This window comes from Rhizobium skierniewicense Ch11, assembly GCF_023757665.1.
Classification (GTDB): Bacteria; Pseudomonadota; Alphaproteobacteria; order Rhizobiales; family Rhizobiaceae; genus Agrobacterium; species Agrobacterium skierniewicense.
Window position 1 is genome coordinate 59,800 of record NZ_RXPG01000006.1, and the last position, 22,079, is coordinate 81,878.

The following is a 22,079-nucleotide window of genomic DNA, read 5'->3' on the forward strand; positions in this document are numbered from 1 at the left end:
GAGAAATCATATGCTGAAGAAAACGCTTACGCCTCTTACCCTCATCGTTCTCCTCGGCGGCGTCGCCGGTGTCGCGCTGGTGCTTTACGCATGGCGGCTGCCACCCTTTTCCAGTTCCGTGGAAATGACCGACAATGCCTATGTGCGCGGTTACGTCACCACGATGAGCCCGCAGGTCAGCGGGTATGTCGTCGATGTGCCGGTCAAGGATTATCAGGAGGTCAAGCAGGGCGATATTCTTGCCAAGGTCGATGACCGTATTTTCCGCCAGAAACTGGCGCAGGCCAATGCTTCACTCGACAGTCAGAAAGCGGCTTTCGATAATTCCCGCCAGCAGGAAATCGCCGCCAAAGCGAATATCGCATCGGGCGAAGCAGCCGTGGATGGAGCCCAGGCGTCTCTGAAACAGGCGCAACTCGCGGCAGATCGTCAGGATAGTCTTGTCCGCAGCGGGGCAGGCATCTCAAGCGTGCAGGAGGAGGCGCAGGCCAGCCTCGATAAGGCCCGTGCGGGTCTCTCACAGGCGAAGGCAGCGCTTGAGGTGGCACGGCAGGATTTGCAGACCATCATCATCAACCGTGGTTCCCTGCAGGCGGCGGTCGCCAATGCGGAGGCGGCTGTCGAGCTGGCGAAGATCGATCTGCAAAACACCGAGATTCACGCGCCCAAGGACGGCAAGCTGGGTGAAGTCGGTGTTCGCGTAGGCCAGTATGTCGCTGCCGGAACGCAGTTGATGGCGGTCGTGCCGCATGACATCTGGGTCGTTGCCAACTTCAAGGAAACGCAGCTCGCCGGAATGGAAGCGGGGCAGGCGGTTTCGATCTCCGTCGATGCCCTGCATCGCAAGAGGCTGAGTGGAAAGGTCGAGCGTTTTGCACCCGCTGCCGGATCCGAATTCGCCGTGATCAAGCCGGACAACGCAACCGGCAACTTCGTCAAGATTGCCCAGCGTCTTGGCGTGCGCATTTCCATCGACCCCGATCAGCCCTTGGCCGCAGAGCTGTCTCCGGGCATGTCGGTGGTGGTGCGGGTAGACAAAGGCAAGGCGCCGGAGAGTGCAAAGACCGCTGCGAAATAACGACTTCACCCTCCAAAAAATAAAATAAAAAAGTTTTCTCCACGGCGACTCAACCCATGCCTACACTCTCCCCACGTCCGCAGCCGCAATGTGTCGCGAAACATGTGTCGGAGGCGGAGGTTGATGTCTGGCTGTAGACGTGCAGGCGGGCATGGAGACTGGTGGACCATCCATTTCGATCCGGGGACCATTCACGGCTTCGGACCATCGAGGTGGCCAGGTTTCACCGAAGACTGCCAACAAAACTCAGGTCGGATCATCAACGATCTGGCCTGAGCAAGATTTCAGGGCCACGCAAATGCGGAAGCCAACGACAAACACCATACCAAAGGCATGTCCGCATTTGCGTATGTTCTTAGGGTCGAGGGGTAAGGCATACCACGGGCGCAGTGCGCCGCGTGAACGGGAAAGCGTGACCAACGTGGATTTCGTTTTCTCATGGAATTTTTTTCGCACAGCGGGTGTGGCTTACCCCCTCTGTCCTGCCGGACATCTCCCCCGCAAGGAGGGAGATTGGCTGGGCGGACTGACACCACTTAACTCTCGACGCGAGAGATGGCCGGAAGGTTGCCACGAGTCGATCTCCCCACCTGAGGGGGAGATGCCCGGCAGGGCAGAGGGGGTAGCCACACACTCCGAGCAGCCGACAAACCGCGGAGCTACGCCCACACACATCCCCCATAAAACGCAAAAACCCCGGATGTCGCCATCCGGGGTTTTGCTTTTGGACTAACGGGCTTGAAACGATTACTCGTCGTCGCCTTCATCGCGGTCTGCGTCTGGATCAAAGAAGTCTTCTGGACGAAGCGCGTCTTCGTCAACGCCGTAGATGGCGTCGGCAGATGTGAGGCTTTCGCCCTTTGCCTGACGCTCAGCTTCTTCAGCGGAACGAGCAACGTTCAGTTCGATCTGCAGCTCGACTTCGGCATGCAGGTGAAGCGTAACGTTGTGCAGACCGATGGTCTTGATTGGTGTGTTGAGCTCGACCTGGTTGCGACCGATGTTGAAGCCTTCGGCGCCGAGGATTTCAACAACGTCACGGGCAGCAACGGAGCCGTACATCTGGCCGGTTTCGCCAGCAGAACGGACAACGATGAAGCTCTTGCCGGCCAGTGCGTCGGCAACGGTCTGTGCTTCGGACTTGCGCTCGAGGTTACGCGCTTCAAGCGTTGCACGCTCGGATTCGAAACGGGTCTTGTTGGCAGCGTTGGCGCGAAGAGCCTTGCCGTGCGGCAGCAGGAAGTTACGTGCGTAGCCATCGCGAACCTTTACGGTTTCGCCCATCTGGCCAAGCTTGGCGATACGTTCGAGAAGAATGACTTCCATCTTCTTGATCCTTTCTAGTTTTCGGTTTCGTTATTGTTGTCGGTTTTCCGTGTCGGGGTGAGGGAGATCGTGCTGCGCACGTCGCTCAGGCCCAAGACGAGAATGATGAACAGCGGAAAGACGAAGATCGCTGAAATGTAGGAAAGCACCAGAACCGGCCAGCGCCAGTCCTTGCCCTTGGACTTGTGGTGCAGCGAGGCATAACCCGCCATCAGGAAGCCTGCGCCGAAGGTGCCGCAGATGACGGCGCCGATCATTGCCACGGTGCCGCCGACGAAGGTCATGACGATGCCGCCCAAAAAAATGAAGATCGCGTTGCGATGCATGCGCAGTGCCGCTGCAATGTCCTCACGCGGGCGAAGACCCTTGCCGAAGGAGCGCACCATGCGGCTGGCGAAATAGTAGGCCGCAAACAGCATGATGACCCAGAGACCGCCCTGGATCATCGGCAGCATCAGCACGAGCAGGACCTTGGTCTGCGCCAGCGCCGCAGCATCGGGTGTGAAACCGGCTTCGCGCGCCTGCACCGAGCTCATCATCACATCGACCAGCTGCGACACGAGATCCGGGCCGTAGCCGATCATCGTGCCGAGAATGATCACGGAAAGGGTGATGAGACCACACAGATGCAGGATGATGCCCGACAGCGGGTACCATGCCAGAAGGTCTTGGGGGCCGCCGAGTTCCGACGCCGGACGTGCCAGATTGGCAAGATGGGCAAGCCAGCCTGCAGGAACCAGCGTAAAGATCGAGATCGTCAGGGCAAAGACCGGTGAAACGGCGAGGGCACCGAGGAAAGCGGCAGACAAGATGGCAACGATGGCCGAAGCATTGCCCCAGCCGAAACCGGCGACGAGCACCGGCATCGCGGATGCCGCGTAGAGCAGGAAAGACATCGACGACTGTGCGGTTGCGCCGAGCGTGAGAAACGCTGCGCATATGCCGGCAAGAATGCCGGAGATCAGCACTGTCTGGTTCAGTTTTGGCACGTCGCTGTCCTGCTGGAATTCTGTAGCAGTTAGAGGATGGTCCTGTGTGAACCCGATCCCCAACATGGGATTTCATTTCAAGATCGATCCACGCCCAACGCGGAAGGATATCTGAGAGAAAACGAGGCCGCGCAGACGCGCAGCCTCGTGCAGTCACTTAGGTTAGAACGTAAGGCAGCAGGCCGAGGAAACGAGCGCGCTTGATCGCCTGGGCGAGTTCGCGCTGCTTCTTCTGCGAAACAGCTGTGATACGGGAAGGAACGATCTTGCCACGCTCGGAAATGTAGCGCTGCAGAAGACGGACGTCCTTGTAGTCAATTCTCGGAGCGTTTGCGCCGGAGAAAGGGCACGTCTTGCGACGGCGGTGGAAAGGACGACGTGCCTGGGAAGAGGATGCATCAGCCATAATCAATTCTCCTTATGCACGGTCTTCGCGCGGACGGCGCGGACGGTCTTCACGGTCGCCGAAGCCACCTTCGCGAGGCGGACGTGGACCACGATCGAAGCCGCCTTCACGCGGGCCACGGTCTGGACGGTCGCCATCACGGCGTGGACGGTCGTCGCGGTCGCGCTTCTGCATCATTGCAGATGGACCTTCTTCGTGCGCTTCAACAGCGATGGTCATGTAACGAAGAATGTCTTCGTTGATGCGCATCTGACGCTCGATTTCGTGGATAGCCGGTGCCGGAGCATCGATGTCCATCAGAGCGTAGTGAGCCTTGCGGTTCTTCTTGATGCGGTATGTCAGGGACTTCAGACCCCAGTTTTCGACGCGTCCGACCTTACCGCCGTACGATTCGATAACGCCCTTGTACTGCTCGACAAGTGCGTCAACCTGCTGGGCAGTGATATCCTGCCGGGCAAGGAAGATGTGTTCGTAAAGAGCCATTTAAGCTTTGCCTTTCTTGCGTTTCATTCATCACCCGGCAACGGCGCTAAGCCTCAACGACTGCTCCTGTTTGGCAAAAGCCAAGGGCAAGAAAAGCGTTGTTCGAGACGGTCGAGAGCGGAGACACGGGAGGCCGGAAACCTTATGGTCCTGCTGTTTCGTCGCCGAAACCAGCCCTCCGTTCAGCCACCAGCCAATTGGACCGGGTGTTGTGAACAGCGCGCTTATACGGATTTTTGACCGCAATGCAAGGGCGCTACCCGAAAAAGCACGGTTTGCACCGTATCAGATCGGCATCGGATACTGCCGGTGAATATCGGCTATGCCCTTCAGGACGACATCCGAAAGCGTGAGATCGGCTGCTGCGATATTGATCTTCAGCTGCTCCATGGTCGTCGCACCGATGATGGAAGACGCCATGAAGGGGCGTGTCAGCGTAAACGCAATGGCCAGCTGTGACGGATCGATCCCATGCTCATAGGCCAGTTCCAGATAGGCCTTGACCGGCGCTTCCTGCAAGGGCTGCAAACGTCCACCGATATTGCCGTTGATCGAAGCACGCGAACCTTCAGGCCGGGCACCGCTCTGGTACTTGCCGCTCAAGATACCACCAGCCAGAGGTGAGTAGGCCAGAAGGCCGACGTCTTCGTGATGGGAGACTTCCGCCAGGTCCAGATCGAAAGGACGGTAGAGAAGATTATATTCGTTCTGGATGGAGACGACCCGTGGCAGACCCTTTGCCTCGGCAATCTCGATGAACTTCTGCGTGCCCCAGGCGCTTTCGTTGGAAAGGCCGATGGCGCGGATTTTACCCGCCTTGACCAGTTCGCCCAGCGTTTCCAGCTTTTCGGTGATTTCGGCAATCGTCTTGACCTTGTCCTGCGAGGACGCATCGAAGGTCCAGGAGGCACGGAACGCATAGCTCCCACGGTTCGGCCAATGGACCTGGTAGAGATCGATATAATCCGTCTTGAGCCGAGAAAGGCTGGTATCGACCGCTTCACGGATACCTGCCGCGTCAATGTCGCGGCCGCCCCGGATATAATCGCGTCCCGAACCGGCGACCTTGGTGGCCAGCACGACGTCCTTGCGTTTGCCGGTCTTCTGGAACCACGTGCCGATATACTCTTCGGTACGCCCCTGCGTTTCCGCAGACAGTGGCGTTGTCGGGTAAAGCTCGGCGGTATCGAAAAAATTCACGCCCTGCTCGATGGCGTAATCCATCTGCTCATGGGCTTCGGCTTCCGTGTTCTGGGTGCCCCATGTCATGGTACCGAGGCAGATTTCGGACACGGAAATATCCGTGCGACCCAATATATTCTGTTTCATGGAAAGATCCTGATGCTGTGTCTGACCGCTTGGGAGATGTGGTGGACACTAGCCGGGAATCTTCCAAGAGCAAGGAAAATCATTCCACAAACTCTTGGCTTCGACATCTTGAAGATCGCTCTGACGCTCAAGGGTAGTAATTTAGCTCTGACTATTGCAGAAAAGGAGATGCTTTTCCCTTTTTGCGCGCAGCCAACCCAATCAGTGCGCGTTTGAGATTTCGACCACGACATCAAAACGGAGGACCGTGAATGACAGATAACGCAGCAAGTGCGCCACCGGGAGTTCCTGACGATACGGCCATGCCCCCAGCGACCGGGCGATGGAAGCTGATCGGTCCCGGCATCGTGGCAGCCGCCACAGGGGTGGGAGCAGGCGACCTCGTCGCCACGCTGATTGCCGGCTCCCGATTCGGTTACGCGCTACTGTGGGCTGCCGTTCTCGGCTGTGTCGTGAAGATTGCGCTCGCCGAGGGGTCCGCGCGCTACCATCTGGCGACGGGGTCGACCATGCTCGAGGGCTGGAGATCCCTGGGCAAATGGACCAGCTGGTATTTCGGCATCTATATCATGGTCTGGGGGTTCGTTTACGGTGCGACGGCCATGAGCGCCACCGCGCTGCCGCTTGCCGTTTTCTTTCCGTCCGTGCCGCTGTGGATTTGGGCCGTGCTGACCGGGCTCTCCTGCGCCACTTTCGTGGCGTTCAACCGCTACGACGCATTCGAAGCGGTGATGAAGATCTTCATCGGCATCATGTTCGTTATCGTGATCGGCATCGCCATCATGGTGTCTCCGAATGTCGGCGAGGCCGTAACGGGGCTCATCCCCTCCGTGCCCCAAGGATCTGCTATCTACACGTTGGGTCTGATCGGCGGCGTGGGTGGCACCATCACCATGGCATCCTATGGTTACTGGGTGAATGCGAAGGGCTGGCGCACGCCCGCCTGGATGGGCGTGATGCGACTGGACAACCGCGTCGCCTATATCGTCACGGGCATGTTCGTTATTTCCATGCTCATCATCGGTGCCGAGCTGCTCTATGCCTCGCAGATCGCCCTTTCGAGCGGCGACCGGAGTCTTCTGGATCTCGACAGAGTGCTGGAGGAACGATTCGGCAGCACCATGTCCACCCTGTTTCTGATCGGCTTCTTCGCCACGGCGATTTCGTCGGTCCTTGGCGTCTGGCAGGGCGTGTCCATGCTGTTTGCGGATTTCGTGCGCGGCGTCAAAGGTGAAACCGGCTCTCGGGAAGGACTGGAGAAGACGCCCGCCTTCCGTTTCTATCTCTTCTGGCTGACCATACCGCCCATGGTGTTGCTGTTCCTGGGACGCCCCTTCCTGCTCGTCATTGTCTATGGCGCGCTGGGAGCCTTCTTCATGCCCTTTCTGGCGTTGACGCTGATCTGGCTGTTGAACTCCAGTCGCGTGCCGAAAGAGTGGCGCAGCGGCTGGGTTTCGAACGGCCTGTTGGGCATTTCGGCGTTGCTGTTCGTCGTTTTGTGCATCACTGAAGTCGTTGGCCTGTTTAGCCGCTAGGCCGCAAAAGACCGTTCTTGAGACGTGGACACATGTCACCTCCGCCCCTCAAAGCCTTGACTCTGCGGGGCGGAGTGTGAATGGAAGTTCCGATAGAGAAGAGAAGGGATGGATCCCATGGCTATTGCATTCACATTTCCGGGTCAGGGCAGCCAAGCTGTCGGCATGGGCAAGGACCTTGCAGAGACCTTTCCAGAGGCGCGGGCCGTCTTTGAAGAGGTTGATGAAGCGCTTGCCCAAAAGCTTTCGCACATCATGTGGAACGGACCGGAAGAGACGCTGACGCTGACGGCAAATGCCCAGCCTGCGCTGATGGCGGTTTCCGTCGCCGTCATGCGTGTGCTTGAAGCGCGCGGGCTGAAGCTGGCCGACAAGGTGTCCTATGTCGCCGGTCATTCACTGGGCGAATATTCGGCGCTGTGCGCTGCCGGTACGTTCTCGCTGTCCGATACGGCCCGTCTTTTGCGCATCCGTGGCAATGCCATGCAGGCCGCCGTGCCTGCGGGTGAGGGTGCCATGGCTGCGATCATCGGCCTGGAGCATAGCGATGTGGCGACGATCTGCGAGGAAGCGGCAGTTGGCAGCGTCTGCCAGATCGCCAATGACAATGGCGGCGGCCAGCTGGTCATTTCCGGTGGTAAGCCGGCGGTCGAAAAGGCTGCGCGTCTCGCGACTGAAAAAGGCGCCAAGCGCGCGTTGATGCTCTCGGTATCGGCGCCTTTCCACTCCGCATTGATGGCACCTGCGGCAGACATCATGCACGAGGCGCTGGCAGGGGTGCAGAAAAACCCGCCGGTCGTGCCGTTGATCGCCAATGTTGTCGCGGCTCCTGTTTCGGACGCCGAGGAAATCGCACGTCTGTTGGTCGAGCAGGTCACGGGTCAGGTTCGCTGGCGCGAAACCGTGGAATGGTTTGCTGCAAACGATGTGACGACGCTCTATGAAATCGGCTCGGGCAAGGTTCTGACGGGTCTTGCCCGCCGCATCGACAAGACGGTGAACGGTATTGCCGTCAACACGCCCGCCGATATCGACGCAGTGCTCGAAACCCTCATCGGCTGAGTTCAAGAGATATAGCAAAGGATGAACACCATGTTTGATCTGACCGGCCGCAAGGCCCTCGTCACCGGTGCGACCGGTGGTATTGGTGAAGAAATCGCCCGCACGCTGCACGCTCAGGGCGCCATCGTCGGCCTGCACGGAACCCGTGTCGAAAAGCTTGAGGCGCTGGCCGCCGAATTGGGCGACCGCGTCCAGATTTTTCCGGCCAACCTCTCCGACCGCGCCGACGTCAAGGCACTGGGCGAAAAGGCAGAAGCCGAGCTTGGGGGCGTCGATATTCTTGTCAACAATGCGGGCATCACCAAGGACGGTCTGTTCGTTCGCATGAGCGACGAGGACTGGGACACTGTGCTTGAGGTCAATCTGACCTCGACATTTCGCCTGACGCGGGAACTGACACATCCGATGATGCGTCGCCGTTTTGGCCGCATCATCAACATCACCTCCATCGTCGGCGTAACGGGTAACCCGGGCCAGGCGAATTATTGCGCCTCCAAGGCAGGCATGATTGGTTTTTCCAAGTCGCTGGCGCAGGAAATCGCGAGCCGGAATGTGACGGTAAACTGTGTGGCTCCGGGTTTCATCGAAAGCGCGATGACGGGAAAACTGAACGACAAGCAGAAAGATTCGATCATGGGTGCTATTCCCATGAAGCGTATGGGTACGGCGACGGAAATCGCATCTGCCGTTCTTTACCTTGCGTCCAATGAAGCCAGCTACATGACAGGACAGACCTTACATGTTAACGGCGGTATGGCGATGATTTGATAAGCGTCCCGCGCAGGGCGGCGTGGGAAAAATGCCTGTAGAGCAAGATGGTTAGCACTATTTTAAGGCTTTTTTCCCGCAGGAAACCGTGTTAAGCGGGCGGAGACTGTGAACAGTCGTCCCGGAAATTAAAGTGACCGTTGCGATTTATTGCCGCGATGTTTAGCTTGAGACGGGTTGAACGGGTTTGCCCAGGGCGTCTGTTTTAGAGGGCGCCTGGGGGTTTTAACAGGGCAGGGTGTCTGTGAAGACATTCCTTTCAAAATAAAGGTCGAGGAAACCGACATGAGCGATATCGCAGAACGCGTAAAGAAAATTGTAGTTGATCATCTTGGCGTTGACGCCGAAAAAGTCGTTGAGGGCGCTAGCTTCATCGACGATCTGGGCGCTGACTCGCTCGACACCGTTGAACTGGTTATGGCGTTTGAAGAAGAATTCGGCGTTGAAATCCCGGACGACGCAGCTGACTCGATCCTCACGGTCGGCGACGCTGTCAAGTTCATCGAAAAGGCTCAGGCTTAATCGCCTGACCAACTGAGGGAAGGCCTTTGCCTTCCCCATATGGCCCGGCCTGTCCGGGCCACTATTTTATCGTGCAGCACTCGACATTTGGCGGGTGCTGCACGATGCATGAGGCAACAGGCTTCCAACAGACGCCAAGAGTTGCTTTAATAGGTGTAGTCGACGCATCCGCTTTTTCGAAATCGCTTCCGATTTTCAGGCCGATGCGCTGGGGATGACAGGGATTTGGGCGGAGCATTGGCGATGAGACGTGTCGTTATCACCGGTACCGGCATGGTATCTCCTCTAGGCTGCGGAACGGAAGTGACGTGGGAACGGCTCTTGGCCGGACACAACGGCGCCCGTCTCGTGACGGAGTTCGAGGTCGAAGACCTCCCCGCCAAAATCGCCTGCCGCATTCCTGTCGGTGATGGTTCCAACGGAACCTTCAATGCCGACGATTGGATGGAGCCCAAGGAACAGCGCAAGGTCGACCCCTTTATCGTCTATGGTATGGCCGCAGCCGAAATGGCGCTGAACGACGCTGGCTGGCATCCGATGACGGGTACTGACGAAGACCAGATCATGACCGGCGTGCTGATCGGCTCCGGTATCGGCGGTCTGGAAGGTATCGTCGAAGCTGGTTATACGCTGCGCGACAAAGGCCCGCGCCGCATCTCACCTTTTTTCATTCCCGGTCGTCTGATCAATCTCATTTCCGGCCAGGTTTCCATCCGCCACAAGCTGCGCGGTCCGAACCACTCCGTTGTGACTGCCTGCTCGACAGGCGCGCATGCGATCGGCGATGCAGCCCGCCTGATCATGCTCGGCGACGCCGATGTGATGGTGGCCGGTGGCGCAGAATCGCCCGTGTGCCGTATTTCGCTTGCTGGTTTCGCGGCCTGCAAGGCGCTTTCCACGCAGCACAATGACGACCCGCAAAAGGCTTCACGCCCCTATGACAAGGACCGCGATGGCTTTGTCATGGGTGAGGGTGCCGGTATCGTCGTTCTCGAAGAGTTGGAGCACGCCAGGGCGCGCGGCGCAAAGATCTACGCCGAAGTCGTGGGTTATGGCCTGTCGGGCGATGCGTTCCACATTACAGCGCCGTCGGAAGACGGCGAGGGTGCTTACCGCTGCATGACGATGGCATTGAAGCGCGCGGGGCTGGCACCTGCCGACGTCGATTATATCAATGCCCACGGCACATCGACCATGGCCGACACCATCGAACTCGGCGCGGTGGAACGTCTCGTGGGGAATGCGGCGTCTAAGATCTCCATGTCGTCGACCAAGTCCGCCACGGGTCACCTTCTAGGGGCCGCCGGTGCAATCGAAGCGATCTTCGCGACGCTTGCAATCCGCGACAATATTGTCCCTCCGACGCTCAACCTCGACAATCCCGAAGTCGAGACGGCGATCGATCTGGTTCCGCACACGGCGCGCAAGCGTCAGGTTGACGTCGCCCTGTCGAATTCGTTCGGTTTCGGCGGCACCAACGCATCCCTGGTGCTGCGTCGTTTCGAAGACTGAGTGTGACGGCTCTTGCCGTTGAGCGCAGAATCGCAGAAAAACCTCTCTCCTCCCGGTCTCACAGCCGGGATTTCCACCTACGTTGCCTCTTCGGGCAGCTTTCGAGAGCGGAAACACTGATATCTTTGTAAACGAAGATGTGTAGAACGTTTCCCTGTCTACCGAGTGCAGAATAGCCTGCCGAACCTGTTTTTGCCGCATTGCCTGCTCAATAAGCCGTTGTAATGCCGAACTGAAAAGGACCGCCGGTGAGCGATACGAGAGAGAACAATCAGGCCCCGCAAGGACGTGAAGGCTCAACCGAGAGCAAGGGCGGCCCGATCATTCCAAAATCTCCAACAGAGGCTTTGAGACCTGAAAAGGTTCCGTTGCCGCCCAAGCGCTCCCGTAAGGCCCATAGCCAACTGGTCATCTTCCTCAATTTCCTGATGACGTTGACCGTCGCAGTCTGCATCATTGGCGTCGCGGCTTTCTACTACATGCTCAATTCGTTTCACGAGCCGGGTCCGCTTGAGACGAATACGACGATTACGGTCCGCAACGGCGCCGGGCTTGCGGAAATCGCCAGCAATCTGGAGCGAAGTGGCGCTATTTCCAACGCTCGCATTTTCCGCCTCATGGCCGATAAATATCTGGCGGGTGGCGGGACGCCGAAGCCTGGCGAATATGAAATCAAGGCCCGCACCTCCATGAAAGACATTCTCGGTCTTCTGGAGTCCGGCAAGTCCATTTTCTACACGATCACGATGCCGGAAGGTCTGACGGTCAAGCAGATGTTCGCACGCCTTGCCAGCGAACCCGTGCTGGAGGGTGATCTACCCGCCCAACTGCCACCGGAAGGGTCCTTGCGTCCCGACACCTATCCCTTTACGCGCGGCACCAAACGCGAGGAGGTTGTCAGCCAGATGCGCGCAGCACAATCGCGTCTCGTGCAGGCGATTTGGGAACGGCGCGATCCGGATCTGCCGATCAAGACGATCGAAGAGTTCGTCACACTGGCGTCGATCGTGGAAAAGGAAACCGGCAAGGATGACGAGCGCGGCCACGTCGCCTCTGTCTTCTACAATCGCATGAAAAAGAATATGCGTCTTCAATCCGATCCGACGATCATCTACGGATTGTTCGGTGGCGAGGGTAAGCCTTCCGACAGGCCGATCTACCAATCGGATTTGCAAAAGGAAACACCGTTCAACACCTACATCATCCGTGGTCTGCCACCGCAGCCGATTGCCAATCCGGGCCGGGCGGCACTGGAAGCGACGGCCAACCCCTGGCGAACTGATGACCTCTATTTCGTGGCCGATGGCACGGGTGGGCATACGTTTGCCAAGACACTGGACGACCATAACAACAATGTTCGCCGCTGGCGCAAGATCGAAGCGGAACGGGCTGCTGCAGGTGGCACACCGGAAGGGGTGGTGGATGGCCAGCCCGCCGGCTCGCAGGCCGAAAGGCCAGCCAACAATTGAGGTCATACGCCATTGCTGCCCTAGAGGTGGCAATGGTCGTTTGAGGGGGACATCGATGACATTGCAATCCATGACAGGCTTTGCACGCAGCGAAGGCTCGTGCGGGCGCTATCGCTGGGCTTGGGAGCTTCGCTCCGTCAACGGCAAGGGGCTTGATCTCCGTCTGCGGCTGCCAACCGGACTGGAAGCACTCGAAACAGAGTTGCGGGACATCGCGGCGAAAAGCCTGTCCCGCGGCAACATCCAGGCAGGCCTCAGCCTATCCGCCACCGAGGCGAAGCAGGAAGCGGTCATCAACCGCGATGCGCTGGATGCCGTTCTGGCACTGAAGCACGATCTGGGAGCTCTTGTCAGCGATGCGCCGTTGAGCCTCGACACATTGCTGTCCATTCGCGGACTTGTGGAATTCAAAGAGCCCGAGGAAAGTCCGGATGCGCAGCAGGCGCGAAATCTGGATATTGTGACTGGCTTCGCGTCGGCGGTCTCGGCCCTTGCCGCCATGCGGGCGCGAGAGGGGGCGTCGCTGTTTGCCGTTTTGTCCGGCCATATCGACAAAATCGAGCAACTGACCAAAATCATCGAGGCTGATCCATCGCGTCAGCCCGAGCAGATTCGCGCGCGCCTTGCTGCCCAGATTGCGCTGATTGGTGATGGCAGCGGTCTGGACCGTGACCGCGTCCATGCCGAAGCGGTTCTGCTCGCCACCAAGGCCGATTTGCGGGAAGAGATCGACCGGTTGATCGGCCATGTCGCTGCGTCGAGGGAGCTGTTGAGCAGCGGCGTGCCGGTGGGACGCAAGCTCGACTTTCTTGCACAGGAATTTAACCGGGAGTCGAATACAATCTGTTCCAAATCCAACGCCAGTGCTGTAACCGCTGCTGGTATCGAATTGAAAGTCGTGATCGATCAATTCCGCGAACAGGTCCAAAATCTGGAGTAGACCCCATGGCGTCCGCCAGCATTCCTCCCGTCCATATTGCCCGTAGAGGCCTGATGCTGGTCATTTCATCGCCATCGGGTGCCGGCAAATCCACGATTGCCCGCAATCTGCTGGAAAAGGACAAGAATATCAGCCTGTCCGTCAGCGTCACGACGCGCGCGCGACGCCAGAGTGAGATCGACGGCATCCACTACGAGTTCATCTCAAAGCGTGATTTCGAGCGCATGCGTGATGGCGAAGAGTTGTTGGAATGGGCCGAGGTGCACGGTAATTTCTACGGGACCCCGCGCGAGCCTGTCGAAGCTGCGATGGCGGAAGGCAAGGATATGCTGTTCGACATCGACTGGCAGGGTGCCGAACAGCTCCAGGACAAGATGAAGGCTGACGTCGTCTCCATCTTCATCCTGCCGCCGACCATGACGGAACTGCAGTCGCGCCTGCATCGTCGTGCCGAAGATACGGAAGAGGTCATTCAGACCCGCCTTGCCAATTCGCGTTCGGAAATCGAGCACTGGCGCGACTATGACTACGTCATCCTCAACGACGATCTCCAGGCTGCATTCGAAGCCATCGAAGCCATTGTCAAAGCCGAACGCGTTCGCCGCGACCGCCGCCATGGCATGTTCGATTTCGTCAGAGCCTTGCTGGAAGAAGTCCCGGCCTCGCCGGTGCGGTAATCATCGCGGGTCTAAGGTCGAGACGCTCTAACGTGTATCGCCAAGCATATTCGCCAACCGGACGAATTCCTCGACAGACAATGTCTCAGCCCTTCGTGTTGGGTCTATTCCGGCCTTTTCCAGAAGCGCTTCTCCACCGATCGATTTGACGCTCTGGCGCAGCATTTTGCGGCGCTGCCCAAACGCGGCTTCAGTGACCTTTTCGAGATTGGCGACATCGCAGGAGAAAGGCTTGTCCCTCGGGAGCAGATGGACAACGGTCGATGTCACCTTCGGTGGCGGGCTGAAAGCCTGGGGCGGAACGTCGAACGCCATTTCTGGCACGGTGCGCCAACCGGCGAGAACACCAAGGCGACCGTAGTGGTTGTCGCCATCTTCCGCGACGATGCGCTGGCCGACTTCCTTCTGAAACATCAGCGTCAGCGACAACCAGAAGGGTGGCCAGTTCCTCGGCAAAAGCCAGTTGATCAGCAATTGCGTGCCGACATTGTAGGGAAGGTTGGCGATGACGCGAACGGGCTCACCTTTCGGCACCAGGGTCTCGAAATCCACCTTGAGCGCATCGCCCTCGATCACGTCGAGGCGGCCGGGATAATGATCGGAGATTTCCGCCAGAGCGGGCAGGCAACGGCTATCACGCTCGACAGCGATGACCTTCTTGGCGCCCAATGAGAGAATGGCACGCGTCAGACCACCGGGTCCGGGGCCAACTTCGAAGACGGTGACGCCATCCAGAGGGCCGGCTGTGCGCGCGATCTTCTGGGTCAGATTGAGATCGAGCAGAAAGTTCTGTCCCAGTGATTTCTTCGCATCGAGCCCGTGGCGCTGGATGACGTCGCGCAGAGGCGGTAGCCCATCAATGGCTGCCATTATGTGCTGGCCTGACGCGCCACGATGTCGGCTGCCATCTTCAATGCCGCCACGAGACTTGATTCGTCGGCAATGCCCTGTCCGGCGATCCCGAAGGCTGTGCCGTGATCGGGCGAGGTGCGGATGAAGGGAAGGCCCAGCGTGACATTGACCGAATCGTCGAAGCCAAGTGCCTTGGCCGGGATCAAGGCCTGATCGTGATACATGCAGATCGCCACGTCGTAGCGCGCGCGGGCCGCAGCGTGAAACATCGTATCGGCGGGCAAAGGGCCGAAGGCGTCGATACCGTCCTTTCGAAGCTGAGCGGTCGCAGGGTGGATGATGGCGCGATCTTCAAGACCGATGGTGCCGTCTTCGCCCGCATGTGGGTTTAATCCCGCCACCGCAAGGCGAGGGGCTTCGATGCCGAATTTTTCTTTGAGACCGGCAGCCACGATATGGCAGGTATCGATGATCAACGCTTCACTCAACGCCCCGGCCACGTCGCTCAGGGGAATATGAATGGTGACCGGCACGACGCGAAGCTTTGGACCCGCGATCATCATCACAGGCGTTACGACCTGGCCCATGAGCTTGAATGCCAGTTCGGCCAGAAACTCCGTATGTCCGGGAAAACCAAAACCGGCTTCGTACAACACCGATTTTGCGATTGGGTTCGTCACGACCGCTGACGTGCGCTTTTCAACGGTCAGAGCAACAGCTGTTTCGATGGATTTGATTGTGGCGAGTGCTGTGCCAACATGCGGCTGCCCGATCTGCACCTCGAAACCGACAGGGATGGGAAGCACCGGCAGCGCTGTCGAAAACAACGATGGCGCCTGCTCGGGCTCGCAGGCCTGAACATGGATATCATGGCCAAGCAAATGCGCGCGCGCTGCAATGACATCCGGATCGCCGACGAGGATAAAGGGCGGCAAGCCAAGCTCATGACGCTTTACCCAGGCGCCGACTGTGATGTCGGGACCAATTCCGGCGGGGTCGCCCTGAGTCAGTGCGATAGGCAGGTTAGACAGTGTCACAAAGTCTGCTTTCACATCAGGTGCTGGTAATCTGGGCTTTCTTACGCAGATCTTCCAGGTACTTCTTTTCGTTGGGATTTTCACCCTTGTCGGCCTTGGCCAGGTCTTCGGCGCGGAAAACGACCTCAGCGGCATAGTCATCCGACACCTGCTGCTTCTTGCAGACCGCCAGATACTCCACGCCTTTTTCTGTCACACGCGTCCCCGTGGTGCCACCCTCAGGTGTTTTCTCGACAAGTTCTTTCCAGTCGGTCGGCAGTTCCGGTTCCAGCATGCGGCCAAGATCCTTGATCGATACGTCGAGCATGGTCGCTGCAAAAGTCTTGGCCTGCTCGCAACCGGGATACCGTTTACGAGAGGCTTCTGCCTCGGACTTGCGCTTGCCCGTAATGGCATTCCGCTTGGCTTCCGGTATGACGAATATGATCTGCTGCAGGAAATATTCTGACGTGACGGGCTTTTGACCCTTTTCTTTCAGGCGCGTGACGAAGTCCTGCGTCGACATTTTGTTGCGACCGCCATAACGCGCATTAACGAGGCGTGGCCAGCTCATCTGAACGGCGATGTAGGCTTTGAAGTGCTCGGCGCCAACACCCGCCTGTGCCAGAACCTTGGTCAACTGGTCCGTCGTCATCTTGTTCGTTGATGCAAACCGCGCGAATGACGCATCGACATCCGACGTGCTGACGGACATCTTCACGCGCGCAATCTCTTCACGCTTCAGCGCTTCGTCGATCAGCTGTTCGCGCGCCTTCTCCTGAAGGTTTCCAGACTGGCGCTGCAATTTGAGGAAGGCCGTACGGCGCGCAATATCGTCACTGGTGATCGGCGTTTTGTTGACAACGACCCGGACTGCGCTTTCGGCGAAGGCCTGATGCGCCGGTAACGCAATGACCATGGGAACTGCGAAAATCGCAAAGGCGAATGCTACGCTGCGCAATGCCGTCTTTCCGAGTTTCATCCTGTTCTCTCCCTGTCGACTTGTCGGTGAGCAATGCCACGACTGTGTTTTTCTAAACATCTCGAATATCGGATGAAGCGGATCAAGCCGCTCGTCAACCGAAAAACTGAATTTTGTTGCAGTTTTGCCGTGAGTGCAGACGTTCACATCATTGATATGGTTGGAACGGCAATCATCACGTGCCTTAGACATTGACGATATGTTGCGGCAAAACGGTGGCGTGTTGGGGAAACACGCATTCACACATGCGGAAAAACAAAAGCGGCGAGGATTTCACCTCGCCGCCGCTCAACTCTTTAATTCGGTTTCCAACCCAGGTCCGCTTCGCCCCAGCTGGCATCGGCTGTCCCGACAGCGATATCGCCCAGCGTTCTGAACGCCAGTCGGGCGTTGACGGACCAGTCGTTCGCATCTTCGCGGACCGACTGCAGATTTCCCTTGTCAGAGAAGCTGACGGCAAAGATGGTGCATTCGTCCTGATATTGAATGCCGATCCGGCGTTCGCTGGTGAACTTGTTGTTCAGATCATAATTGATGGCACCGAACAGAGACCAGTTGTCATTCATGCGCAGCTTGCCGGAAGCCTGGATGATGTCACGTTTTCTGTCGTAGCCATAGTCAGGCTGTGCCTCGACCTGCGTGTAGCTCACGGTGCCGGAAACGCGGCTGTTTGTATAACTCACGCCCGTTTCAGACCGATTGACTTCCAGATTGTCCTTGTCGAAGCGTAAGCTGGACGAGAGCGAAAGGCCGATAGGAGCGTCGATCGCGGCCATCGCCACGTAGTCGGAACGGTCCGTTTCCAGACCCGAATTCGCACCGACATTCACAAGGTCGTTCTGGGCGAACGAGTTTTGGCCTGCCAGATGGAACGACTGACCGGCGACGGCACGAATACCATAACCATTGTCGAAGGTACCGGTGTAACGAATGCCGATATTGGCGCGCGTTCCGCCTTCGATGCGGTCGAAGCCCGAGAATTTGTCACGCTCGAAAAGGTTCGTGGCGTCAAAGACAAAGGCCTGGGAATCTTCGTTCGGAAGTTCGCCAGCATAGCCTTCATTCGGACGAACAAAGATTTGCGCGATTGGCTCGATGACGTGATTGCTGTGAAGCGCGGTGAACAGAATGGGGTAGCGGGCCTCAAGGCCAAGCGTTGCCATTCCGCGCATGCTGGCATCGTCATTGATGGTGCCATCATAGTTCAACGAGGTGCCGAAGCTGTTCGCAGACATATCGGTCCACAATGCGTCTCCGCGTGCAGCCAGAAGGGGTGTCAGGAGCAAACCGCTGTCGAAGGTAAAGGTGCGCTTCCATTCCGCTTCCGTCGATAGACGCGTGTAGCTGCCCTCCATGCCATTGTAGCGAATCGAGTCGCCCAAAGCGTAGGCGTCCTGTTTTTCTCGCGTCAGGCTCGTGAAGTTGGTCGTCAGCGAAAGCTCTCCGCCATAGACCGGATCTGGCAGAAAATACCGGTAGTCCACCGCAGGATGAACGATGGCCTGCTTGCGCTCTTCCGATTCCGAAAGGTCGTTGTCCTGAACGTTGAAGTAGTAGGCCTTCGCTTCGAAACGGTTCCGATCCCCGACACCTTCCAGGTATATCTGATTGGTCTGGGTACCGCCGTTGTAACCTTTCAGCCCGTAAGTGCGCGAAAAGTTGTTGTCGGTCTGGACCATCGCATCCCAGCCAAACGTCCAGCGCGGATTGATGGTGAAGTCACCCTTCGAGGCGATCATCGCGCGCGTATCGTTTTCCGCGTCGGTCGTGTTGGGATCGAAGTCCTCAGGGTTGCTCTGGTTGATACCAGCCACGCGCAATTCGTGCGATCCACGCTCGAACTTCTGGCGGATCTCGCCTTCCAGCAGCAGACCCTGCGAGGTGTAGTAGGTTGGCGTGATGGTCGCGTCCGCGGTATCGGACAGCACCTGGAAGTAGGGGACGCTGACACCAAAGCCGAGATTGTCCGTGACGCTCATGCGAGGGAACAAAAACCCGGACTTACGCTTTACTGTATTGTCAGGGACAGTAATGAAAGGAAGATAGGCAATAGGTTTGCCGAAAAGTTCGAAACGAGCCTTCTCCAGACGTATCGTCTGCTTCTTGCCATCCTGAATGACGCGCTGCGCCTTAACCTGCCACAGCGGCGCCTTTCCAGGGCGCTCGGTGCAGGGAAGGCAAGCCGTGTAGACGCCATTGTTCAACACCATGACGTCTTGCGAGAGCCGCTCGGCACTTTCGCCGACGACGCGGGTGTTGTCGGGCGTTTCGACCCGAAGTGCGTTGACGAACCCCTGGCCGAAATCGTCGGTCACATCAAGCTCGTCGGCATAGATGCGGCTACCGTTCGGTTCGATCAGCTCGATGTTGCCGCGTGCAAGCACGCGGCCTGTCGATTGATTGTATTCGACACGCTGGGCCACCATTCGGTAGCCGGTATAATTCAGACGCACACCACCGGTCGCGACCACGCGTTCTGAATCTTTATTATACGTCAGTTCGTTCGCTGTAAGCAGGAGTTTTGATTGGTCCTGAGGGTCGCCAACGATGACACCGTCTTGAGCATAAACGCTCGAAGCGGTTGCAACATATGCGCACACAGCAGCACCAGTCAGAAGGGCTGTCGAAAGCCGTCTGATATTCCCGCGGTCAAATACCGCCACTAGCCGTCCTCCTGATGAAGCAGAATAGTCGCCCCCAATGCCAACGCTACGACGACTGGAACCCAGACCGCAACGAAGGGAGGAACAACACCGCTACTCCCGAATGCCCTTACGAGCACGGTTACTACATAAAGCACGAAGCCGGAAACGATTCCACCCAGAATCACTGAGCGGGATTGTGCAAACCGGCTGAACTTTAATGAAACAGTCGCGGCGATCAAGGTCATCGCCACGAGAAGAAAAGGCATGGACAACAGGAAGTGGTACTGTGTCTCCAGCGCTTTCGAAGAAATACCGAAGGACTGAGCGACGTCTATCTTGTGAGAAAGATCAAAGAAAGCAACGGTTTCGGGCTGTGTCAGGCGTTCCTGAACGAATTCCTGTCTCAGATTGGTACTGATCCGCGTGGACGCTTCCCGGGTTGGAACATGACCCGGTCTGATCTCTGCGACGTTGTTAAGAAGCCAGTAACCATCTTCCAACTTAGCCGACTGTGCGTCCTGGCGCAGAAGGATATTCCCATTCTGGTCGAGGTGCACTAGCACCACATCCTTGAGAAGGGTACCGTTTTCTTCAAAGCTCTTGGCGCCAATGATCGTGTCTTGTCCGCCGCTGCTTTGGCGCAGCCATGGCAAAACCTGCTGCTCGCGAGACGGACCACCCTCATTACGCCATCCCGCTTCGACGGAAAGCGATTTGCTTTCACCCCAGGCAGCAATGGGGTTGAGGACCAGGATGGACAGGACACCAAGAAGAATGGCACCGCCCACGAATGGCAAAATGAACTGCCAGGCCGAGATCCCGGCTGCCCGCGTGACAACCAACTCGTAGCGACGATTGAGCGAGATCAGTGTGGTCATGCCCACGAAAAGGGCGATGAAGGGAACCGTCTGTTGAAGAATGAGCGGGAGGCGCAGCGCCGTCAGGCCCAGAGCCGCGGGTACGGAATATCCCGGCAGGCCAGACATGCGTCGGGCCGTCTCGCTGAAGTCGGCAAGAAAGATAATGGCCGATACGCCCAGCAGGAACCAGAAGGTTGTCATCGCGTAACGTCGCAGAAAATAACGGGAGAGAGTTCCAAACATCATGCGCCTTGACCTCCCGAACCGGAAGCTTTGGATGATAACGAACGCTTCTGCAGGTTATGAACAGCATTGCTGAAAGCACGGGGCATGCGCAGTTTTTGGCCGGTCATCAAAAGGAAGGCCGCTATACCGCCGCTTACCACCGGCACGGCATAAACCAGCGGAATGAAGGCAGCACTCTGCTTGACCTGATTGGTGAAGTAAAAACCGAGCCAGCGGAGCATGAATGCTGTGAGGAGCGCCGCAACCATCGGATGCAGACGCGCCTCCCGGTGAGAGCGTGCATCAGCGGCAACCACAAGCGAAATCAGCGCGAAAACGAACGGGAACATCCAGTCCACGAGACGTCTATGCAGTTCCGACTGAAAACCGCCCGGCGCTTTTTTGTAGCTTTCCACCGTCTCATCTGGCGAGAGCAGGAAAGCCAGGCTCGCATCGCTTGAAGAGATTGAGGGCTCGTTGTTGTCTTTTTCGGACATTGTCGAGAGGTCGAAAGCGTAGGACAGGAATTTGACAACGGAGACTTTTCCATCCGGCGTCTTTTGCTGCACTTCGCCATCCCGCATGGTCAAGGACGTGCCGCCTTCATCGATCATGCCTTCCTTGGCATAATAGATGAGGTCGTAATTGGGGTCGCGACGGTCAGCGACGAACAGGCCGCGCAGAATACGCCCCTGACGTTCGCCGATCTGCACGTAGAGGCCGTCCTGAATCGTACGGAACGTCTTTTCTTCGATAACCGAGGATAAAAGGTCTGCGTAGGCAGCGGCAACCATCTGTCGTGCTGCGGTCCGGGCGGGTGGTTCGGCAAAATTCGTGATTCCGAACGAGACGAGGCTAAGGACCGTGCCGAGAATCAGGATGGGCTTGCAAATGATCCAGCGTGAAGCGCCCGATGCATCGATAATGGCCAATTCCGAGTCGGTGTTCATTGCCGTCAGCGTCTGCGTAATGGCGATGACCAGCGCAAACGGAAGGACGACGGGAATGAGCGTTGGCAACAACATCGTCGCCAAAGTAATGAAAGAGCCCATGGACTGGCCGGTATCCGTGACGAGATTGATTCGCTGAAGAACCTGAATCGTCCAGATGATGGCTAGAACAGGCAGTAGCGCGACCAGAAACATCTGCGTCGTGCGTCGCAATATGTATCGTTCAAGAAGCGTCATTCAGTCCCTGATGCCGTAATCGCAATGCATGTTCCCCCCGCGGGAACTGCTCTTATCTAGCTGTAACAATCGCGGATGGCGACTCCGCACCGCACACAAATCTGTCTTGTGCGATAATTTTTCTGCAGCCTGTGTCTTTTTGTTAAGGGCGATTTTTGCTGTCCTTCCATGAGTGATTCACAAAATTGACACCACACAGGCCGATTGCAGGGTTGC

At 57.6% G+C, this 22,079-nt stretch carries 20 protein-coding genes; 9 read left to right on the forward strand and 11 right to left on the reverse strand.

Annotated features, from left to right (window positions below; translation table 11 throughout):
- Positions 1 to 10 precede the first annotated feature (10 nt).
- The gene (locus EKM04_RS06535) at positions 11 to 1,078 is read left to right on the forward strand and encodes an HlyD family secretion protein (protein WP_183897492.1); all 1,068 of its coding nucleotides are present in this window, start codon (positions 11 to 13) and stop codon (positions 1,076 to 1,078) included.
- A 747-nt stretch (positions 1,079 to 1,825) separates the two neighbouring features.
- On the opposite strand, the gene rplI is transcribed toward EKM04_RS06535, so the two are convergent.
- The 5 genes from rplI to EKM04_RS06560 all read right to left on the reverse strand — a co-directional run bounded on the left by rplI (position 1,826) and on the right by EKM04_RS06560 (position 5,611).
- A complete protein-coding gene (gene rplI / locus EKM04_RS06540; RefSeq protein WP_174152581.1) occupies positions 1,826 to 2,404 on the reverse strand; it encodes a 50S ribosomal protein L9 in 579 nt (192 codons plus the stop codon).
- Between the two features lie 14 nt (positions 2,405 to 2,418).
- Positions 2,419 to 3,393, reverse strand: coding sequence for a DUF2232 domain-containing protein (locus EKM04_RS06545; protein ID WP_174152582.1), 975 nt, complete (start codon positions 3,391 to 3,393; stop codon positions 2,419 to 2,421).
- 157 nt (positions 3,394 to 3,550) lie between these two features.
- Positions 3,551 to 3,799: a 30S ribosomal protein S18 gene (rpsR, locus tag EKM04_RS06550; RefSeq protein ID WP_045231829.1), complete on the reverse strand. Its 249-nt coding sequence runs from the start codon at positions 3,797 to 3,799 to the stop codon at positions 3,551 to 3,553.
- Between the two features lie 12 nt (positions 3,800 to 3,811).
- Positions 3,812 to 4,282, reverse strand: a complete 471-nt coding sequence (gene rpsF / locus EKM04_RS06555) for a 30S ribosomal protein S6 (protein WP_174152583.1) — start codon at positions 4,280 to 4,282, stop codon at positions 3,812 to 3,814.
- Positions 4,283 to 4,567: 285 nt separating this feature from the next.
- Positions 4,568 to 5,611, reverse strand: a complete 1,044-nt coding sequence (locus EKM04_RS06560) for an aldo/keto reductase (protein ID WP_183897493.1) — start codon at positions 5,609 to 5,611, stop codon at positions 4,568 to 4,570.
- Between the two features lie 251 nt (positions 5,612 to 5,862).
- On the opposite strand from EKM04_RS06560, the gene EKM04_RS06565 reads away from it, so the two are divergent.
- The 8 genes from EKM04_RS06565 to gmk all read left to right on the forward strand — a co-directional run bounded on the left by EKM04_RS06565 (position 5,863) and on the right by gmk (position 14,096).
- Complete coding sequence (locus EKM04_RS06565; protein ID WP_183897494.1) at positions 5,863 to 7,146, forward strand: Nramp family divalent metal transporter; 1,284 nt, start codon at positions 5,863 to 5,865, stop codon at positions 7,144 to 7,146.
- Between the two features lie 117 nt (positions 7,147 to 7,263).
- Positions 7,264 to 8,208 (forward strand): ACP S-malonyltransferase, encoded by a 945-nt coding sequence (fabD, locus tag EKM04_RS06570; protein ID WP_174152587.1) that lies wholly within the window; start codon positions 7,264 to 7,266, stop codon positions 8,206 to 8,208.
- A gap of 30 nt (positions 8,209 to 8,238) precedes the next feature.
- Positions 8,239 to 8,976 (forward strand): 3-oxoacyl-[acyl-carrier-protein] reductase, encoded by a 738-nt coding sequence (gene fabG, locus EKM04_RS06575; RefSeq protein ID WP_174152588.1) that lies wholly within the window; start codon positions 8,239 to 8,241, stop codon positions 8,974 to 8,976.
- A gap of 285 nt (positions 8,977 to 9,261) precedes the next feature.
- Positions 9,262 to 9,498, forward strand: a complete 237-nt coding sequence (locus EKM04_RS06580; protein WP_006727438.1) for an acyl carrier protein — start codon at positions 9,262 to 9,264, stop codon at positions 9,496 to 9,498.
- Between the two features lie 243 nt (positions 9,499 to 9,741).
- Positions 9,742 to 11,010 (forward strand): beta-ketoacyl-ACP synthase II, encoded by a 1,269-nt coding sequence (fabF, locus tag EKM04_RS06585; RefSeq protein WP_183897495.1) that lies wholly within the window; start codon positions 9,742 to 9,744, stop codon positions 11,008 to 11,010.
- A gap of 248 nt (positions 11,011 to 11,258) precedes the next feature.
- Entirely contained in the window at positions 11,259 to 12,479 is a 1,221-nt protein-coding gene (gene mltG, locus EKM04_RS06590; RefSeq protein ID WP_183897496.1) for an endolytic transglycosylase MltG, read from the forward strand.
- 55 nt (positions 12,480 to 12,534) lie between these two features.
- The gene (locus tag EKM04_RS06595; RefSeq protein ID WP_183897497.1) at positions 12,535 to 13,419 is read left to right on the forward strand and encodes a YicC/YloC family endoribonuclease; all 885 of its coding nucleotides are present in this window, start codon (positions 12,535 to 12,537) and stop codon (positions 13,417 to 13,419) included.
- Between the two features lie 5 nt (positions 13,420 to 13,424).
- Positions 13,425 to 14,096 (forward strand): guanylate kinase, encoded by a 672-nt coding sequence (gene gmk, locus EKM04_RS06600; protein ID WP_174152592.1) that lies wholly within the window; start codon positions 13,425 to 13,427, stop codon positions 14,094 to 14,096.
- A gap of 27 nt (positions 14,097 to 14,123) precedes the next feature.
- On the opposite strand, the gene rsmA is transcribed toward gmk, so the two are convergent.
- From rsmA to lptF, 6 genes are all read right to left on the reverse strand, one after another.
- Positions 14,124 to 14,966 carry a 16S rRNA (adenine(1518)-N(6)/adenine(1519)-N(6))-dimethyltransferase RsmA gene (gene rsmA, locus EKM04_RS06605; protein ID WP_183897498.1) on the reverse strand — a complete coding sequence of 281 codons (843 nt, stop codon included), beginning with the start codon at positions 14,964 to 14,966 and terminating at the stop codon, positions 14,124 to 14,126.
- Positions 14,966 to 15,985, reverse strand: a complete 1,020-nt coding sequence (gene pdxA / locus EKM04_RS06610) for a 4-hydroxythreonine-4-phosphate dehydrogenase PdxA (RefSeq protein ID WP_183897499.1) — start codon at positions 15,983 to 15,985, stop codon at positions 14,966 to 14,968. The genes rsmA and pdxA overlap by 1 nt, the downstream gene beginning before the upstream one ends.
- Before the next feature lie 16 nt (positions 15,986 to 16,001).
- Positions 16,002 to 16,946, reverse strand: coding sequence for a SurA N-terminal domain-containing protein (locus EKM04_RS06615; RefSeq protein ID WP_174152595.1), 945 nt, complete (start codon positions 16,944 to 16,946; stop codon positions 16,002 to 16,004).
- 296 nt (positions 16,947 to 17,242) lie between these two features.
- Entirely contained in the window at positions 17,243 to 19,609 is a 2,367-nt protein-coding gene (locus tag EKM04_RS06620; protein ID WP_183897500.1) for an LPS-assembly protein LptD, read from the reverse strand.
- A complete protein-coding gene (gene lptG / locus EKM04_RS06625; protein WP_174152597.1) occupies positions 19,609 to 20,697 on the reverse strand; it encodes an LPS export ABC transporter permease LptG in 1,089 nt (362 codons plus the stop codon). The genes EKM04_RS06620 and lptG overlap by 1 nt, the downstream gene beginning before the upstream one ends.
- Positions 20,694 to 21,863: an LPS export ABC transporter permease LptF gene (gene lptF, locus EKM04_RS06630; protein WP_174152598.1), complete on the reverse strand. Its 1,170-nt coding sequence runs from the start codon at positions 21,861 to 21,863 to the stop codon at positions 20,694 to 20,696. Before lptF ends, lptG begins: the two co-directional genes overlap by 4 nt.
- Positions 21,864 to 22,079 lie beyond the last annotated feature (216 nt).

Coding starts and splice junctions, on each gene's coding strand:
- fabG (WP_174152588.1), top strand. CDS start 8,239: ATGTTTGATCTGACCGGCCGCAAGGCCCTCGTCACCGGTGCGACCGGT.
- gmk (WP_174152592.1), top strand. CDS start 13,425: ATGGCGTCCGCCAGCATTCCTCCCGTCCATATTGCCCGTAGAGGCCTG.
- fabD (WP_174152587.1), top strand. CDS start 7,264: ATGGCTATTGCATTCACATTTCCGGGTCAGGGCAGCCAAGCTGTCGGC.
- EKM04_RS06560 (WP_183897493.1), bottom strand. CDS start 5,611: ATGAAACAGAATATATTGGGTCGCACGGATATTTCCGTGTCCGAAATC.
- EKM04_RS06565 (WP_183897494.1), top strand. CDS start 5,863: ATGACAGATAACGCAGCAAGTGCGCCACCGGGAGTTCCTGACGATACG.
- EKM04_RS06595 (WP_183897497.1), top strand. CDS start 12,535: ATGACATTGCAATCCATGACAGGCTTTGCACGCAGCGAAGGCTCGTGC.
- lptG (WP_174152597.1), bottom strand. CDS start 20,697: ATGATGTTTGGAACTCTCTCCCGTTATTTTCTGCGACGTTACGCGATG.
- lptF (WP_174152598.1), bottom strand. CDS start 21,863: ATGACGCTTCTTGAACGATACATATTGCGACGCACGACGCAGATGTTT.
- rpsF (WP_174152583.1), bottom strand. CDS start 4,282: ATGGCTCTTTACGAACACATCTTCCTTGCCCGGCAGGATATCACTGCC.
- EKM04_RS06580 (WP_006727438.1), top strand. CDS start 9,262: ATGAGCGATATCGCAGAACGCGTAAAGAAAATTGTAGTTGATCATCTT.
- rsmA (WP_183897498.1), bottom strand. CDS start 14,966: ATGGCAGCCATTGATGGGCTACCGCCTCTGCGCGACGTCATCCAGCGC.
- EKM04_RS06535 (WP_183897492.1), top strand. CDS start 11: ATGCTGAAGAAAACGCTTACGCCTCTTACCCTCATCGTTCTCCTCGGC.
- rplI (WP_174152581.1), bottom strand. CDS start 2,404: ATGGAAGTCATTCTTCTCGAACGTATCGCCAAGCTTGGCCAGATGGGC.
- fabF (WP_183897495.1), top strand. CDS start 9,742: ATGAGACGTGTCGTTATCACCGGTACCGGCATGGTATCTCCTCTAGGC.
- rpsR (WP_045231829.1), bottom strand. CDS start 3,799: ATGGCTGATGCATCCTCTTCCCAGGCACGTCGTCCTTTCCACCGCCGT.
- EKM04_RS06615 (WP_174152595.1), bottom strand. CDS start 16,946: ATGAAACTCGGAAAGACGGCATTGCGCAGCGTAGCATTCGCCTTTGCG.